Origin of the sequence: Erwinia sp. S38 (genome assembly GCF_016624545.1) — a bacterium.
GTDB lineage: Bacteria > Pseudomonadota > Gammaproteobacteria > Enterobacterales > Enterobacteriaceae > Erwinia > Erwinia coffeiphila.
Map to the genome: position 1 here is coordinate 14,354 of NZ_JACVTS010000008.1, position 14,157 is coordinate 28,510.

Annotated in this window: 15 protein-coding genes; 8 read left to right on the forward strand and 7 right to left on the reverse strand. The window is 56.3% G+C overall.

Annotation, left to right across the window (positions count from 1 at the left end; all coding sequences use genetic code 11):
• The first annotated feature begins 32 nt into the window (after positions 1-32).
• The 3 genes from IBT46_RS10955 to idi all read left to right on the forward strand — a co-directional run bounded on the left by IBT46_RS10955 (position 33) and on the right by idi (position 2,799).
• A complete protein-coding gene (locus IBT46_RS10955; protein ID WP_200545694.1) occupies positions 33-899 on the forward strand; it encodes an oxygenase MpaB family protein in 867 nt (288 codons plus the stop codon).
• 105 nt (positions 900-1,004) lie between these two features.
• Positions 1,005-2,114 (forward strand): suppressor of fused domain protein, encoded by a 1,110-nt coding sequence (locus tag IBT46_RS10960; protein ID WP_200545695.1) that lies wholly within the window; start codon positions 1,005-1,007, stop codon positions 2,112-2,114.
• A 127-nt stretch (positions 2,115-2,241) separates the two neighbouring features.
• On the forward strand, positions 2,242-2,799 hold the full coding sequence (gene idi, locus IBT46_RS10965) for an isopentenyl-diphosphate Delta-isomerase (protein ID WP_200545696.1): 558 nt from the start codon (positions 2,242-2,244) through the stop codon (positions 2,797-2,799).
• 86 nt (positions 2,800-2,885) lie between these two features.
• On the opposite strand, the gene IBT46_RS10970 is transcribed toward idi, so the two are convergent.
• The 3 genes from IBT46_RS10970 to IBT46_RS10980 all read right to left on the reverse strand — a co-directional run bounded on the left by IBT46_RS10970 (position 2,886) and on the right by IBT46_RS10980 (position 5,446).
• On the reverse strand, positions 2,886-4,367 hold the full coding sequence (locus IBT46_RS10970; RefSeq protein ID WP_200545697.1) for an MFS transporter: 1,482 nt from the start codon (positions 4,365-4,367) through the stop codon (positions 2,886-2,888).
• Between the two features lie 145 nt (positions 4,368-4,512).
• Positions 4,513-4,620 carry a protein YohO gene (locus IBT46_RS10975; RefSeq protein ID WP_123332295.1) on the reverse strand — a complete coding sequence of 36 codons (108 nt, stop codon included), beginning with the start codon at positions 4,618-4,620 and terminating at the stop codon, positions 4,513-4,515.
• Positions 4,621-4,675: 55 nt separating this feature from the next.
• Positions 4,676-5,446 carry a MerR family transcriptional regulator gene (locus tag IBT46_RS10980; protein ID WP_200545698.1) on the reverse strand — a complete coding sequence of 257 codons (771 nt, stop codon included), beginning with the start codon at positions 5,444-5,446 and terminating at the stop codon, positions 4,676-4,678.
• Between the two features lie 146 nt (positions 5,447-5,592).
• On the opposite strand from IBT46_RS10980, the gene IBT46_RS10985 reads away from it, so the two are divergent.
• From IBT46_RS10985 to ybiB, 4 genes are all read left to right on the forward strand, one after another.
• A complete protein-coding gene (locus IBT46_RS10985; protein ID WP_200545699.1) occupies positions 5,593-6,156 on the forward strand; it encodes a helix-turn-helix domain-containing protein in 564 nt (187 codons plus the stop codon).
• Positions 6,153-6,671 (forward strand): N-acetyltransferase, encoded by a 519-nt coding sequence (locus tag IBT46_RS10990; RefSeq protein ID WP_200545700.1) that lies wholly within the window; start codon positions 6,153-6,155, stop codon positions 6,669-6,671. The genes IBT46_RS10985 and IBT46_RS10990 overlap by 4 nt, the downstream gene beginning before the upstream one ends.
• A 129-nt stretch (positions 6,672-6,800) precedes the next feature.
• A complete protein-coding gene (dinG, locus tag IBT46_RS10995) occupies positions 6,801-8,963 on the forward strand; it encodes an ATP-dependent DNA helicase DinG (RefSeq protein ID WP_200545701.1) in 2,163 nt (720 codons plus the stop codon).
• A 21-nt stretch (positions 8,964-8,984) separates the two neighbouring features.
• Positions 8,985-9,956 (forward strand): DNA-binding protein YbiB, encoded by a 972-nt coding sequence (ybiB, locus tag IBT46_RS11000; RefSeq protein WP_200545702.1) that lies wholly within the window; start codon positions 8,985-8,987, stop codon positions 9,954-9,956.
• A 243-nt stretch (positions 9,957-10,199) separates the two neighbouring features.
• On the opposite strand, the gene IBT46_RS11005 is transcribed toward ybiB, so the two are convergent.
• Positions 10,200-10,457 (reverse strand): hypothetical protein, encoded by a 258-nt coding sequence (locus IBT46_RS11005; protein ID WP_200545703.1) that lies wholly within the window; start codon positions 10,455-10,457, stop codon positions 10,200-10,202.
• Between the two features lie 271 nt (positions 10,458-10,728).
• Here IBT46_RS11005 and blc point away from each other — a divergent pair, with 271 nt between their 5' ends.
• Positions 10,729-11,253 carry an outer membrane lipoprotein Blc gene (gene blc / locus IBT46_RS11010; RefSeq protein ID WP_200545704.1) on the forward strand — a complete coding sequence of 175 codons (525 nt, stop codon included), beginning with the start codon at positions 10,729-10,731 and terminating at the stop codon, positions 11,251-11,253.
• 118 nt (positions 11,254-11,371) lie between these two features.
• Here blc and fucP read toward each other — a convergent pair whose 3' ends face one another.
• Genes fucP through IBT46_RS11025 form a run of 3 tightly spaced genes read right to left on the reverse strand, consistent with a single transcriptional unit; the run spans position 11,372 to position 14,151 of the window.
• The gene (gene fucP / locus IBT46_RS11015) at positions 11,372-12,700 is read right to left on the reverse strand and encodes an L-fucose:H+ symporter permease (RefSeq protein WP_200545705.1); all 1,329 of its coding nucleotides are present in this window, start codon (positions 12,698-12,700) and stop codon (positions 11,372-11,374) included.
• A gap of 42 nt (positions 12,701-12,742) precedes the next feature.
• Positions 12,743-13,657: a carbohydrate kinase gene (locus tag IBT46_RS11020; RefSeq protein WP_200545706.1), complete on the reverse strand. Its 915-nt coding sequence runs from the start codon at positions 13,655-13,657 to the stop codon at positions 12,743-12,745.
• Complete coding sequence (locus IBT46_RS11025; RefSeq protein ID WP_200545707.1) at positions 13,654-14,151, reverse strand: ureidoglycolate lyase; 498 nt, start codon at positions 14,149-14,151, stop codon at positions 13,654-13,656. The genes IBT46_RS11020 and IBT46_RS11025 overlap by 4 nt, the downstream gene beginning before the upstream one ends.
• Between the last annotated feature and the right edge of the window lie 6 nt (positions 14,152-14,157).

A 14,157-nucleotide genomic window follows, 5' to 3' on the forward strand; every position in this document is an offset into this window, starting at 1 on the left:
GGATGGCCTGCCCCGTTTCAGGCAGGAACAGTATGCCAGGGTTAAGAGACAGAATTCAGCAGCAGGTTTTTCGCCTTAACGGCCTGTCGCTGAATGAATTTGATATTACGCAGCCGCCGGGCGATCCCGGTATTTACGGACCGGACAGCGTTATCTGGCGGGTCCACGGTGATTTTTCATCGATGCTGTGCGGCGGCATCTCGGCGCTGCTGCTACAGATGCTGCATCCGCTGGCGCTGGCGGGCGTCTGGGATCACTCCACTTTCCGTCAGGATATGATGGGCAGACTGCGGCGAACCAGCCAGTTTATCGCCGTTACCACCTTCGGCAACTCTCGCGATGCGCATATTCTGATTGAGCGGGTAAAGCGTATCCACCTGCATATTACCGGCACGGATGCGTACGGCGTTCCCTATGCCGCCAGCGATCCGGCGCTGCTGACCTGGGTTCATGTTGCCGAGACCCGCTGTTTTCTTGCCGCCCATCTTCGCTATAAAAATCCGCAGCTTAGCCTGGCGGAGCAGGATCGCTATTACGCTGAAGCGGCGCGGGTTGCGGAAGCGCTGGGAGCTGAGAAAGTGCCGAAAAGCGTGGCGGAAGTTGAAACCTATCTTGAGCGGATGCGGCCCCAGCTGCGCTGCGATGAGCGTACCCGCGAGGTGCTGTCGCTACTGATGAACGCGCCGGCACCCAGCTGGCAGGCGCGTCCGGCGATGCGAGCCATGCTACAGGCGGGTATCGCTCTGCTGCCCGACTGGGCGCTGCATGACTTTGGTTTGCACTACTCGCCAATGCGGCACCGCACGATCAACGGGCGGATTTATCTTATCGCCGGACTGCTGCGCTGGGCGATACGGCAGGGTGCGTATCAGCGTGCCATGGCGCGCATGGGGCGCTGACCCGCATGGCTTTTGAGATAAATACCCTTGTTCTGACATAGCGTAACCCGTCATCCTGCTCTACTCTCCGGGAAGAAGGACCCCTCCAGACAACGTCGAGGCGTTATGACAGAGCCCTATCAGATTGCTGAAGTGCCCAATCAACAGCAGACGCTGATTGCATTGGTTGAACAGGATGAACGCACAGCCTATTTCTACATCTGGCCTGCGGAAGCGTTTCGCACCCAGTTTGCCGTGCGTGGCTGCTGGCTGCGTAATCTGCTGCCCGCTCCGGCGCAGGAAGATATGGCCGCCATGGAGCAGGGCAGAGCACCGCTGCTGAGTGCGGAATTCTGCCGCACGCTGCTGGCTGAACCGATGCTCGACCCTGCCGGTTTGCAGATTATCTGGGAACCGAGCGATGACGGTGCGGCCCTGTGGTATCAGGGGCAGCTGCTGGCGGTGATCCCTGGCTGGAGCCTGTATCAGGAAAAGCAGGTGAGCTTTTCCGCCGGCTGCATCAAGGCCAACCGGCTGACCGCGCCGCTGGGTTCGGCATCCACCAACCCGCACTATGCCCGCGCGCAGCAGCACCGGCAGTTCTGGCGCGACTGGCAGGAAGGGCAGCGCTGGGAGCCGTTCCAGCAAAAAATGCTGGCGTGCTACAGCGAACAGTTTGGCGAGTCGATAAAGTATTACGCCATCGATCGCGGCAGCTGGCCGCCGATGGCGATCTCTCAGCATTACCATGAAGGAAACTGGTATTTTCTCACCCTCGGCATGAGCATTCGCCCGATGCCGTGGGTGGATCATCTTTATGAGGATTTGGCTCCACAGTACCGCCGAACCGAGCTTGCGCTGGCAATAGATGCCGGGGTGATGACCGAGGACAATGCCGTGCAGATGGCCAGCGCGCTGGCCGGTTTTGCGCATTTGCCATGGGATCGCCTCAGCTGGTTGGGTGAAGGGCACACGCTGTCGTCCTCTATGGCACCGGTAGGATTTGAAGGCTTTATCCTCTCCGGTGCGCTGGGTCGCGAAGCCGGGCAGTTTCCGCTGCCGAGCTTTGACGGCGAGAAGGTGAATCTGCTGTGGGCAGCACCGGTCACGCAGCTGGAGCGCGAATTTGCTCAGGCGGAAGAAAACGGCGGCTATCAGCTGGTTGCGCGGCTGCTGCAATATGGCGCAGGGCATATTTTCCGTGCCCGACAGCAGGTGGTTGAAGCCGGCGAGTGATCTTTTCTACGCTAAAAGCGACAAACGGTGGCGGTTGTGCTGAAATTTAGGCTGTGCGCACTATTCTGTACAGTATAATGCCGCCCGGATATGCCAGAATAGCTGGGAAATGACCTGAGGAGTTTGCATGGCAGCTATTGAAGTTATCCTTGTCGACCGTGACGATCGCGCCACCGGTAAGATGGAAAAGCTCGAGGTGCACGAAAAGGGACTACTGCACCGCGCGGTAACCGTTTATGTCTTTAACTCTGCACACCAGCTGCTGTTGCAGCAGCGCGCCAGTGGGAAATATCACTGCGGCGGCCTGTGGAGCAATACCACCTGTGGTCATCCGTATCCGCAGGAATCTACCCGCCACGCCGCGGAGCGCCGCCTGTTTGAAGAGATGGGCATGCAGTTGACGCTAGAGCCGGTTTTTGAACTGAGCTATAACCTGCCGCTGAGCAATGGTCTGACCGAGCATGAGTACGGCCACGTCTACTTCACCATCAGCGACCAACAGCCGCAGCTGAATCCCGAAGAAGCCGATGCGTGGCGCTATGCTTCTCTGGCCGACATTCAGGCCGAAATTCAGCAGGAACCCGAGCGCTTTACCCCCTGGTTCCTGCATACCTTTGCCCGTATCCCTGATGAATTTACCCGCTTTATTGACAAGGCGAATACAGTACTGACCAGTGAAGCATGAGGGTTCGCCACCTCTTCGCTCAGAAAGAGAAGTCCTTGTGTTACGGTTGCGGGGTTCGGGGTGCTAAACGGCACCCCGCAGCGCATTTACTTACCGTTCAGCGCGAAATCTTCCGCATCGACATCATAGCCTGACGGCTCCCAGCGGATTGCCAGCAGCGCCAGCAGGCCGACGATCGGTGCCAGAGCAATCACCCAGAACACGTTGGTGCTCAGCGCCGCCGCCAGCACCGGGAACAGGAACAGCGAGGCGGTAGAACTGGCGCGGACCATCATCTGATTAAAGCCCACGCCCACGCCGCGCAGCGAGGTTGGATAGCTCAGTGACGCGTAGGTCATGGTGTGTGCGCCCGGGCCAAAGCCCTGGCCGAGCAGGAACAGTGCCAGCATTGCCACTGAAATTGCCGCCTGATGTCCGTCTTCCGGGCGGCCAACCAGCGCCAGGCCCAGCAGGGCGGTAATCTGGCAGATATAGCCCAGCGTCATCATCTTCCATGCGCCAAAGCGCGGCACCAGCCGCACGGCAAGAATGCCGCCGGTAAAGGCAAACAGCAGATTCAGCGCCAGCGACAGCAGAATGGTGGTCAGCATCGACTGCGCAAGGAAGCTGGAAATAATCACCGGCAGGCCGAAGGCCACGGCGTTATAGGCAAACGGGGAAACGATAGACGTGACGGTCGCCAGCGTGGTGCGCTTCAGATAAACGCCTTTAAACAGCGCAGCGTAGTTGCCCCAGCTGGCGCGGCGCACCGGACGTGCTGGCGTCAGATCGGCATCCTTCGCCACGTGGGCATTGATGCCGTAGGAATTTCGCAGAATAGCGGCGGCACCGTGTAGATCGCCCTGATTCGCTGCCCAGATGGGTGATTCGCTCATATATTTGCTGCGAATGGCGATAATAATCAGCGCCGGAATGGCACCAAATCCGAGAATAATACGCCACATCCAGTCGCTATGGCTTTCCGGCAGCACCGACCAGAAGAACAGCACCAGCAGATAAGAAACCGAGATCGCCGCGTACCAGGTCGGGCACCACATGGCGATACTCGCCGCCTTGTTACCGCGCCCTTTGAGTTTTGAAAATTCCGCCAGGAACGCCATCGCCACCGGTAAATCGATACCGATACCCATTCCCATGACAAATCTTGCCCCGGCAAGCACATACTCGTTAGGGGCAAACGCGCAGGCCAGCGCGGCAAAGACGAAGAAGAACATATCCGCCATAAACACACGATAGCGGCCAATCTTGTCGGTCAGGTAGCCGCCAATCAGTGCGCCAACGATTGCGCCGAGGGTAATAGCTGAGGCAATCATCCCCGCGCCGGAAGGCGAAAGGCCAAACTCGCGCGTCACATCCTTCATACCGAAGGCCAGCGCACCGAGATCGTAGGCATCCAGGAATACGCCACCGAGCGCGATGCCGATAACAATACGGGCATTGCTGCGTGAACTGTCGCTGTTGTTAACCAGTTGAGAGACATCCGCCGCGCGGCGAATGGTGACTGCTGCGCCGGTAGGCGCATTCCCTGCCTGCGCAACGTGCGCTGAAGAGGTGGTGATATCGGTCATGATGTTTTATAGGTCTTTTTGGAATAAACCCTGAGCATAACCAGCCCGGCTGGCGGAGTTAAATTCCAGCTGGTTATAAGATAAAGCGAAAAGTTACAAACAGAAGAGGAGCGGCAGAAAATGCCGCCTGGTGAGCAAAAGGGGGTTATTTCGAATGCAGGATCAGGGTATAGCCAGTCAGCATAACGCCACCAATTCCACCTAAAGCCATCAGCAGAAAGATAAAGACCACACCAATTTTTTGCCAGTTCATAACGTAACCCGTTTTCTCAAAGGAAGGCGGATTATAGCGCCTTCGCTTGAGATTATTAAACCAAAGAGTGGTTTTTCTTCTCTTCAGTCGCCGGTTCGCTGCCGTGTGCGGTCACCGTGAACCCCTGTTCCTGCCAGTGCGCCAGCTGTTCCTGCTGGCGTCGGGTCAGTGCCTTGCCGGTATAAACGAAAATTCTCTGGCCGGGAAACAGCTCCGGGCGCGGCTGATCCAGCGGTTCGGCCAGCACGTCAATCCGCCACCCTTGCTGGGAAAGCCGCCAGGCCTCCAGCCAAAGGCGGGTGCGATCCTCACTGCCCCAGCCGATCAGCAGGGCATCTTTGCCGGCTTTTTTGCGCGATCCGGTCAGGCAGAAGGCAACATAGTCAATCAGTGCGCCGTCCAGCAGGCTGCACATCGCGCGGGCGGTATTCTGGTCCAGATTCAGCCGCTGGCGGATCGGCAGAAAAACGTGGTCGATCAACGCCTCAGCCGGATTTTCGCGGCCAATTGTGGCAATTTTTGCTCTCAGCTTTGACGGGCGCACGTGGCGCAGCACGGTCATCATCTCTTCCTGCAGCGTAACCCAGCCGTCGTGGATCTCGATGTTTTCGCCTTCCAACAGCGCCTTCACTTTTCCCACCGGCACACCGGTGCTCATCCAGCGTTTGATCTCTTCAATGCGCTGAATATCGTCTTCATCGAACAGGCGGTGGCCGCCTTCGGTTCTTTGCGGTTTTAGCAGGCCATAGCGGCGTTGCCAGGCGCGCAGTGTTACCGGATTAATCCCGCAGCGCTCAGCGACATCACCGATGCTGTACAACGTCATTTCTCACCTCATTCACTCTCAGGCCTTATCGGCCCGCACTTAATATTAGCATGCTGTACAGATAAATTGTGGATGTACAACTTGATCTGAGCGCTGGCTTGCGGTAGATCTCATATATGAGATTATTTCCCTTAAATGAGATAGCTATGGATCAGAAGCAAACAGAGCAACGTCTGGCGCAGCGGCTGGCCGATCTGCGGGTTGATCAGGGGTGGTCGCTGGAGACGCTGGCGGAAATGACCGGTATCAGTCGCGCCTCGCTGTCACGCATCGAACGCGGCGAAAACAGCCCGACTGCCGCACTGCTTAACCGGCTGTGCAGCGCCTACGGGCTGACCATGTCGCGTCTGCTCAGCGAAGTGGAGCAGAGCGGCCCGCAGCACCTGCGGCCAGCACAGCAGAACGTCTGGCGCGATGCCAGCAGCGGCTATCTGCGGCGCAGCGTATCACCGCCCGCACAGGCGTTTCACGCTGAGCTGGTGGAGGCGCAGCTGGAGCAGGGCGCGCTGATTGAGTATGACCTGCCGCCGGTTGCCGGGCTGGAGCAACACATCTGGATGCTGGACGGCGTGCTGATATTCCGCATGAACGAACAGCAGTGGCGGCTGGAAAAGGGCGACTGCCTGCGCTTTCATCTGTTTGGCCGCACGTCGTTCAGCGCGCCGGAAGCCGGGGGCGCGCATTATGCGCTGGTGGTGGCACGCCCATGACCCAGATTGAATATGAGTGGCTGGACGCGCAGCAGGCGCGTGAGGAACTTCCGGCGTTGTGTCGCGTACTGAAGGGATGCGTCGCGCAGGGTGCCAGCGTGGGTTTTGTGGACTGTGACCCGCAGACCTTCACCCGCTTCTGGCAGGATGTCGTATTAAGCCTGGCCTGCGGCGATAAAGCGCTGTTAGTCGCCAGACTGGCTGACCGCATCGTGGCAACGGTGATGGTGGTGTTGGCTATGCCGCCAAACGGTGCGCACCGCGCCGAGGTGATCAAACTGCTGGTTCACCCCGATGCGCGTCGGCGTGGGATTGCGCGCGAGCTGATGCTGAAGGCGGAAGAGCGTGCTAAGCAGGCAGGCCGCACGCTGCTGGTGCTGGATACCCGCAGCGGCGACGTGGCGGAATCGCTCTACCGCTCGCTGGGCTGGCAGGTGGCGGGGGAAATTCCCTTTTATGCCCGCTCCACCGAAGGGGTTCTGGATGCCACCACGCTGATGTACAAAACGCTCTGAGAAACGGAGCATCGCGCCGCCGGAGAAATGCGCAGCGGTTCGACTTTCCTGGTGCGATCCGCATCCGCAGGCTGACGCCAGCGCGATACTGTGTAAAAATACAGCCCTGATTTTTTGCAAAGGGTTGTCATGGCGTTAACTGCGGCGTTAAAAGCGCAAATTGCGGGGTGGTATAAAGCCCTGCAACAGCAAGTCCCCGATTTTATTCCGCGCGCACCGCAGCGGCAGATGATTGCTGAAGTGGCGAAAACGCTGTCGGGTGAAGAGGGGCGCCATCTGGCTATTGAAGCACCGACCGGCGTGGGGAAAACCCTCTCCTACCTGATCCCCGGGATTGCCGTCAGCCGCGCTGAGGAAAAACCGCTGGTGGTCAGCACCGCCAACGTGGCATTACAGGACCAGATCTACAGTAAAGATCTGCCGCTGCTGAAGAAAATCATTCCCGAACTGACCTTTACCGCCGCCTTTGGCCGCGGGCGCTACGTGTGCCCGCGCAATTTGTCTGCGCTGGCGACCGACGAAGAAAAGCAGGGCGATTTGCTGCTGTTCCTCGATGATGATATGACCGCCAGCAAGGCGGAGCGGGCGATCTGCTGTGAGCTGGAAAAGGCGCTGAACCGCTACGAATGGGACGGCCTGCGCGATCACTGTAAGGACAATATCGAAGATTCGCTGTGGCAGCGTATCAGTACCGACAAAGCCAACTGCCTCGGCAGCAACTGCCACTGGTTCCGTGAATGCCCTTTCTATGTGGCGCGGCGCGAGATAGAAAACGCCGACGTGGTGGTGGCTAACCATGCGCTGGTGATGGCGGCGCTGGAAACGGAATCCGTACTGCCGCCGCCGAAACATCTGCTGCTGGTGCTGGACGAGGGGCATCATCTGCCGGACGTGGCGCGCGACGCGCTGGAAATGAGCGGTGAAATCACCCCCGGCTGGAATACGCTTCAGCTGGATCTGTTTGCCCGGTTGGTAGAGCAGTGTATGGCGCAGTTCAGGCCCAAACGCCCGCCGCCGCTGGCGAACCCGGATCGCTTGAAAGAGCACTGCGAAGTGGTGCGTGAACAGTTGCAAATGCTGTCGCAGATCCTCGGCCTTTATCTGCCGCCGGAAGGGCAGCAAGGGGAGTACCGTTTCGAGATGGGGCTGCTGCCGGAAGAGATCATGACGATCTGCGGCAGGCTGTTCAAACTCAGCGATGCGCTGCGGGGGCTGGCCGAAGGGCTGGTTAACGATCTCAGTGAAAAAAGCGGTCAGTTTGATGTTGTGCGCCTGCACCGCACGCTGCTGCAAATGAACCGCGCGCTGGGCTGGTTTGAAGCCAGCAGCAAGCTGTGGCGGCTTGCGGCGCTGGAACAGACGTCCGGCGCACCGGTGTCAAAGTGGGTGACCCGCGAACTGCGCGAGGGCAACGCGCATCTGATGCTGCACTGCGCCGGTATCCGCGTCAGCGATCAGCTGGAAAAGCTGCTTTGGCGTAAAATTCCCCACGTGGTGCTGACCTCCGCGACGCTGCGCTCGTTGAACAGCTTCCAGCGGCTACAGGAGATGTCCGGCCTCAGTGAAAAAGCGGATGACCGTTTTGTTGCGCTGGACTCGCCGTTTAATCATGTCGAGCAGGGCAAGCTGGTTATTCCTCAGATGAAGCACGAGCCGCTGCTGGCTAATGAAGTGGCGCATCTGGCTGAAATGGCGCATTTTTTCCGCCACCAGATAAAGTTGGCAAAACATAAAGGGCTGCTGGTGCTGTTCGCCAGCAACCGGGCGATGCAGCAGTTTATTGCCTACCTGCCCGAGCTGCGTTTAATGATGCTGGTTCAGGGCGACAAGCCTCGCCCGGCGCTGGTGGCGCTGCATCGCCAGCGTGTAGAGCGTGGGGAAACCAGCGTGCTGGTGGGTTTGCAGTCCTTTGCCGAGGGGCTGGATCTGAAAGGGGAGCTGCTTTCCCAGGTTCATATTCATAAAATCGCTTTCCCCCCGGTGGACAGTCCGGTTATTTTGACCGAGGGTGAGTGGCTGAAAAGCCTCAAGCGTTATCCTTTTGAGGTGCAGAGTCTGCCCAGCGCCTCGTTTAATCTTATCCAGCAGGTGGGGCGACTGATCCGCAGCCACGACTGCTTCGGTGAGATTGTGATTTACGACCGTCGGCTGTTGAGCAAAAGCTACGGCGCACGTTTGCTGGGGGCACTGCCGGTGTTTCCTATTGAACAGCCGCCAATGCCGGAAGGCGAGCTGCCAAAGGCGGCAGCCCCGACCGCGAAAAAAAGAGTGCCGCCGCGCCGCAGGCGTTAACCTTATTTAGTGAGCAAACGCATGGAACTTAACAAGATTATAAAAGAGATCGGGCGCGGTAAAAATCATGCCCGAGATATTGATATCGACAGCGCGCGCGATCTGTACCGCCGTATGCTGGCGGGAGACGTGCCGGACCTTGAACTGGGCGCGATCCTGATTGCGCTGCGCATTAAGGGGGAAGGCGAAGAGGAGATGCTGGGCTTTTATCAGGCGATGCAGGAGCAGATGCCGCGCCTGACGCCTCCTGCTCATCTGCCGATGCCGATCGTTATCCCCAGCTATAACGGCGCGCGGCGGCAGGGTAATCTGACTCCGCTGCTGGCGCTGCTGCTGAGCCGCCTCGGCTTCCCGGTGCTGGCCCACGGCGTCAGCGATGACCCGACGCGCATCACCAGCGAAGCGGTGTTTCAGGCGCTGGGTGTGCCCGCCGTGCTGACGGCAGCGGAGGCGCAGAACAGGCTTAAGGCGGGTGAACTGGTGTTTATCACCATCGGCCAGCTGTGCGAACCGATGGAGCACCAGCTGGCGATGCGCTGGCGCATGGGCGTGCGCAACAGTGCGCACACACTGGCCAAGCTGGCAACGCCGTTTGCCGAAGACGCGGCGCTGCGCTTGGCCAGCGTGTCGCACCCGGAATATATCCCGAAGGTGGGCAAATTCTTCAGTGACATCGGCGGCCGTGGCCTGCTGCTAAACGGCACCGAGGGCGAAGTCTACGCCAGTCCGCAGCGCTGCCCGTCAATCAGCCTGATCCACGGCGCAGAACCCCAGGTGCTGCTGGCGCGTCAGGAGGAGGTGGCATTTGCGGCAGGCGAGCTGCCCGAGGCGAAAGATGCTGCGACCACCGCCGCGTGGATCACCCGCTGTCTCGATCATGAAGTGGCAGTACCGCAGTCTTTGCGGTTGCAAATTGCCTGCTGCTATGTGGCAACGGGCAGGGCGCAGACGCTGGAAGCGGCGTTGGGTGAGATTACGCTAGCGGGATACTGAAGCAGGCGGTAAGAGGCTGACAGGACCGTTGGCGTAGTGTGCCGACGGTGAATCCACAGCGGCCTTGAACGGATGCAGGTCAGTCAGGATTAAAATCAGGGGCGATTGATTAAGGGACGAATTAAGATAGTGCCAGTGAAATAGTATTACCGGCAATACTGCATCCGATCCCTAAGTTAAAAATGCGCCAAAAGGCGCATTTTTTTAAATTAAAACTGGGTGCTGCCGAGGACAGATAATCTGTCAGGCTGCTGACTTGTTCACCAAAATTTCAATATCGGCAATCGAGGCTTCCACTTCGTCATGCAGCTTGCCCTGGGCATTCAGCAGCGTGTCAATTTTCCCCGCCAGCTCTTTATCTTTAAACTCGCCGGAGTCGAAAGCAAGCCACTGTGCTGAAAGGGTTTCCGTATTGTTTTTAGCGTAGTGGCGAATCTCTTTAAGCTGAGAAAGCACGTCATTAATATAGTCATCTTTCGTTTTGGTTTCGATGTCAGCCATGATGAAATGTTTCCTTCTTCTGGGTTAGAAATTCAATTTAAGCCTGGTTGATAACGGAAAAATTATCTCTAAGAATAATCGTAATGTGCCCTGCGGGTAAATTATGATGCTGAATCATTCTTTTGGGTTAAATAGCGACGTGTGGATAGTGATATTTGAAAATAATATCCCTGCCAGCTGAGTCAACCGATGTTCGCCACCTGTCGATGGCCTGATAACCGGTTTGTACTACACTCTGTCTGGCTGATAATGATATGACTAAGGAGCAAGCATGAAGCTGTGGCCCGTTCTTACCGGAGTGGTACTTTCACTGGGGCTGGTCGCCTGTAAATCCCCGACGCCGCCGAAAGGCGTCACGCCGATAAGCGGATTTGACGCCGGTCGCTATCTGGGAAAATGGTATGAGGTTGCCCGGCTGGAAAACCGCTTCGAGCGTGGCCTGGAACAGGTTACTGCAACCTATGGCAAACGTAGCGATGGCGGAATATCGGTGCTTAACCGTGGCTACGACCGGGCGAAAGCGCGCTGGAAGGAGAGTGAAGGCCGGGCTTACTTCACCGGTGCACCGTCCACTGCGGCGCTTAAAGTGTCATTCTTCGGTCCGTTCTACGGCGGCTATAACGTTATCGCGCTGGATGAGAACTATCGCTATGCGCTGGTCAGTGGGCCAAACCGTGACTACCTGTGGATACTGTCGCGCACGCCGCAGATCCCCGAGAGCGTAAAACAAAACTACCTGGCTATCGCCCGGGGGCTGAACTTCCCGGTGGATAAACTGGTGTGGGTGAATCAGTAGAAATTAAAAACGTTTTTCCAGCCCTGACGTTATTCAGCAGGGCTGGAAAGTGGCAGAAGAAGTCCTCCGGATTGAACCGGTGATATTTTCTGACGGGGTTGTTAAATCTAATACGTTATTAAGCTGTGGCTATGGTACTCGAGGCGTTGCGGTTTTTTAACTGCAGCCACATTAAACCGTACAGACCAATTATCACGAAGCAGATTAGCGGCATAATAAATCCTGCCGACATTGACCATTTATCGGCAATCGCCCCCATCGTGATTGGCATTACTGCGCCACCGACAATCGCCATCACGATATAAGAGGAAGCGCGTTTGGTTTTTTCACCCAGCCCACTAATACCCAAGGCGAAAATCGTCGGGAACATAATCGACATAAAATAAAAACTGAGGATCAATGCCACAATGCCCACCCATCCGGTCGACAGCATGGTGATCAGCATCAGCAGGCAGTTTATGACTGAAAATACGGCCAGGGTTTTGTGCGGCGCATAGCGGCTTAACAGCAGCCCCCCGGTAAAGCGACCGATCATAAACAGGCCAAAGCCACCAAATGCCAGCAGCTGCGACGCCCCGCGCTCGGTTATCTTCCAGCCTTCCGGTGAATTCCAGCTCCAGCTGGTCGGTAGCCATTGTGCCGTGGCCGTGCTAAACAGCGGCGAATGGTCGACAACATAGTTAATAAAGAAGCTGAAGATGCCCGTTTGCCCAGCCACATAGAAAAACTGGGCAACTATCGCCAGTACAAAATGGGGTTTATGCCAGATGCTGTCATGATTCTGTTGCATAGCGGCGGCGGAAGTGGTTTTGTCTTCCAGCACGATATCCGGCATTTTCTTGATTAAAAAAATGACCGCCAGTACCAGAACCGTCACGCCAATGCCCATATAGGGGACAAACAGCGCATCATTGCTGGTTGAAACGTCTCCGGTTGAAGACAGAATGAAGTGCCCTCCAATCAGCGGACCCAGGATAAGACCAATTCCTGTAACCGACTGCGAGAGATTAAGTCGAGAGGCTCCCTGGTCCGGCGACCCCATCACGGCGGCATAGGGGTTAGCGATGGTTTCGATGCAGGTCAGCCCGGTAGCCAGAATAAATAACCCGAGCAGAAATGCCCAAAACTCACCGACGGAATTGGCGGCAATAAAGCAGAATGCACCGGCTGCAATCAGCGCCAGCCCGACAAAGATACCGCCTTTATAGCCATATTTTTGTGCCAGTATTCCGGCAGGAATAGCCATAAAGAAATAGCCAATATAATTGGCGAACTGAACCAGTGCCGATTCTGCTTTTGTGACGTTTAGCGTATTCTGAAAATGTTTATTAAGAACGTCAATTAACCCGGTGCTGAACCCTAATACTAAAAACAATAACGTTAAAAGAATAAATGATGCCAGATGATTTTTACCATCGGGCGTCGTGAACATTTTTATCATGCTCATGGGATATCCTTACTGTGAGGGTGAGGTTAGATGTAATTATTGTTATTCCAGAAGTGCCTTCAGATGTTCTTTAAACGGTGGGTTGGCTCCTTTTTCCTGACAGTTAAGGGCGGCAGCTAAGCATCCGGTTTTCAGTGCCAGTTCAAGCAGTCCGCGGTTTTTCTCCAGGGCATCCAGGCTGCCGTTCAGGCTGGCAATAACCGATAAAAAACCGGCCATAAACGTGTCCCCGGCACCGATGGTATCGACCACCTTCACCGACATCGCCTGCTGATGCAGCGTGAATTCAGGCGTATAAAGCCATGCACCATCGTTGCCCGAGGTGATAGCCACCATTCTGACGCCGCTGCTGAAAGCAAGCTGGATAAATTCCGCCGTTGTTTTCCCCGGTGCCAGCCACTCCAGGTCTACCGTGCTCAATTTCAGTAAAGTAGTCCGGCTCAGAACGTGATTAAATCTCTGTAAGTAGCTATCACGGTTTTTAATTAATCCGGGGCGAATGTTGGGATCAAAAGAGATGAAACCTTCCTGAGATAATATGGCTTTTTCCCAGTAGGTTCCGCAGGGTTCCTGCATAAGCGAAATAGAACCATAGTGGTGAATTTTCGCTCCCGTTTTTAAAACGGTTGATTGTTCATTTAGCGCGACATCAGCAGCCTCGTTGGAGAAAAATGCATATTCAGGTTCAGCATGGTTGGGTGTTGAAACAAATGCCAGCGTCGACGGTGCGTCGCTGAATACAACGTTTTGCACGCCAACATGGTTATTTTTCAGGTAGTGATAAAGTTGCTTACCGAACATGTCATTGCTGAGCTGCGAACAAAATTCAACGGAGCTATCCAGACGCCCCAGGGCAATGGCAACGTTATAAGGTGAACCGCCAGGATGTGGGACGAAAGCCTCCCCCTGTTGGGTAAAATCAATCAGCCCTTCACCGTAGCAGGCAATATGCTTCATGCATTAACCTCCTCAGCATGCGGTTGGGCTATCGGCCTTGCCGTGACATCCCGTATTTCGATATCCGGGCCGGAATCTTTGCCCGACAGCAGCAGATAGGTCGCCCGATCGTCGATAGCAAAAGGCGCGTAGTGCCAGGTATCGCGATACAGCTGGATGCCAAACGACCCGTCCAGATGTATGGCAACCAGCTCGATTTCCTCCAGTGGACCGGGTTTACCTAACACCATCACGCTGGAGCCGTTCAGAGGGATAAAGGTCTCTTCCGTCTGGCGATGGCGCTCGATTTTTTCCAGCAGCAAAGTCCTGGGATGGGAAATCAAATAGCTGGTCACCGGATGCGCGGTAAAATCATTTGAATCAGCAATGTGGTGGTAATAGTCAATATCGCCACGGGCAATGGTCGGCTGCCCGTCGGGGAGCGCAAGCAGTTTGCCATAAGGGCTGATGGACTCAGCGTTGACCTCAATCAGAGGGATAGGTCGTTGATTCATAATGTC

Bases quoted from the DNA above. Each gene is read 5' to 3' on its own strand.
- IBT46_RS10955 (WP_200545694.1), top strand. From the start codon at position 33: ATGCCAGGGTTAAGAGACAGAATTCAGCAGCAGGTTTTTCGCCTTAAC.
- IBT46_RS10960 (WP_200545695.1), top strand. From the start codon at position 1,005: ATGACAGAGCCCTATCAGATTGCTGAAGTGCCCAATCAACAGCAGACG.
- idi (WP_200545696.1), top strand. From the start codon at position 2,242: ATGGCAGCTATTGAAGTTATCCTTGTCGACCGTGACGATCGCGCCACC.
- IBT46_RS10970 (WP_200545697.1), bottom strand. From the start codon at position 4,367: ATGACCGATATCACCACCTCTTCAGCGCACGTTGCGCAGGCAGGGAAT.
- IBT46_RS10975 (WP_123332295.1), bottom strand. From the start codon at position 4,620: ATGAACTGGCAAAAAATTGGTGTGGTCTTTATCTTTCTGCTGATGGCT.
- IBT46_RS10980 (WP_200545698.1), bottom strand. From the start codon at position 5,446: ATGACGTTGTACAGCATCGGTGATGTCGCTGAGCGCTGCGGGATTAAT.
- IBT46_RS10985 (WP_200545699.1), top strand. From the start codon at position 5,593: ATGGATCAGAAGCAAACAGAGCAACGTCTGGCGCAGCGGCTGGCCGAT.
- IBT46_RS10990 (WP_200545700.1), top strand. From the start codon at position 6,153: ATGACCCAGATTGAATATGAGTGGCTGGACGCGCAGCAGGCGCGTGAG.
- dinG (WP_200545701.1), top strand. From the start codon at position 6,801: ATGGCGTTAACTGCGGCGTTAAAAGCGCAAATTGCGGGGTGGTATAAA.
- ybiB (WP_200545702.1), top strand. From the start codon at position 8,985: ATGGAACTTAACAAGATTATAAAAGAGATCGGGCGCGGTAAAAATCAT.
- IBT46_RS11005 (WP_200545703.1), bottom strand. From the start codon at position 10,457: ATGGCTGACATCGAAACCAAAACGAAAGATGACTATATTAATGACGTG.
- blc (WP_200545704.1), top strand. From the start codon at position 10,729: ATGAAGCTGTGGCCCGTTCTTACCGGAGTGGTACTTTCACTGGGGCTG.
- fucP (WP_200545705.1), bottom strand. From the start codon at position 12,700: ATGAGCATGATAAAAATGTTCACGACGCCCGATGGTAAAAATCATCTG.
- IBT46_RS11020 (WP_200545706.1), bottom strand. From the start codon at position 13,657: ATGAAGCATATTGCCTGCTACGGTGAAGGGCTGATTGATTTTACCCAA.
- IBT46_RS11025 (WP_200545707.1), bottom strand. From the start codon at position 14,151: ATGAATCAACGACCTATCCCTCTGATTGAGGTCAACGCTGAGTCCATC.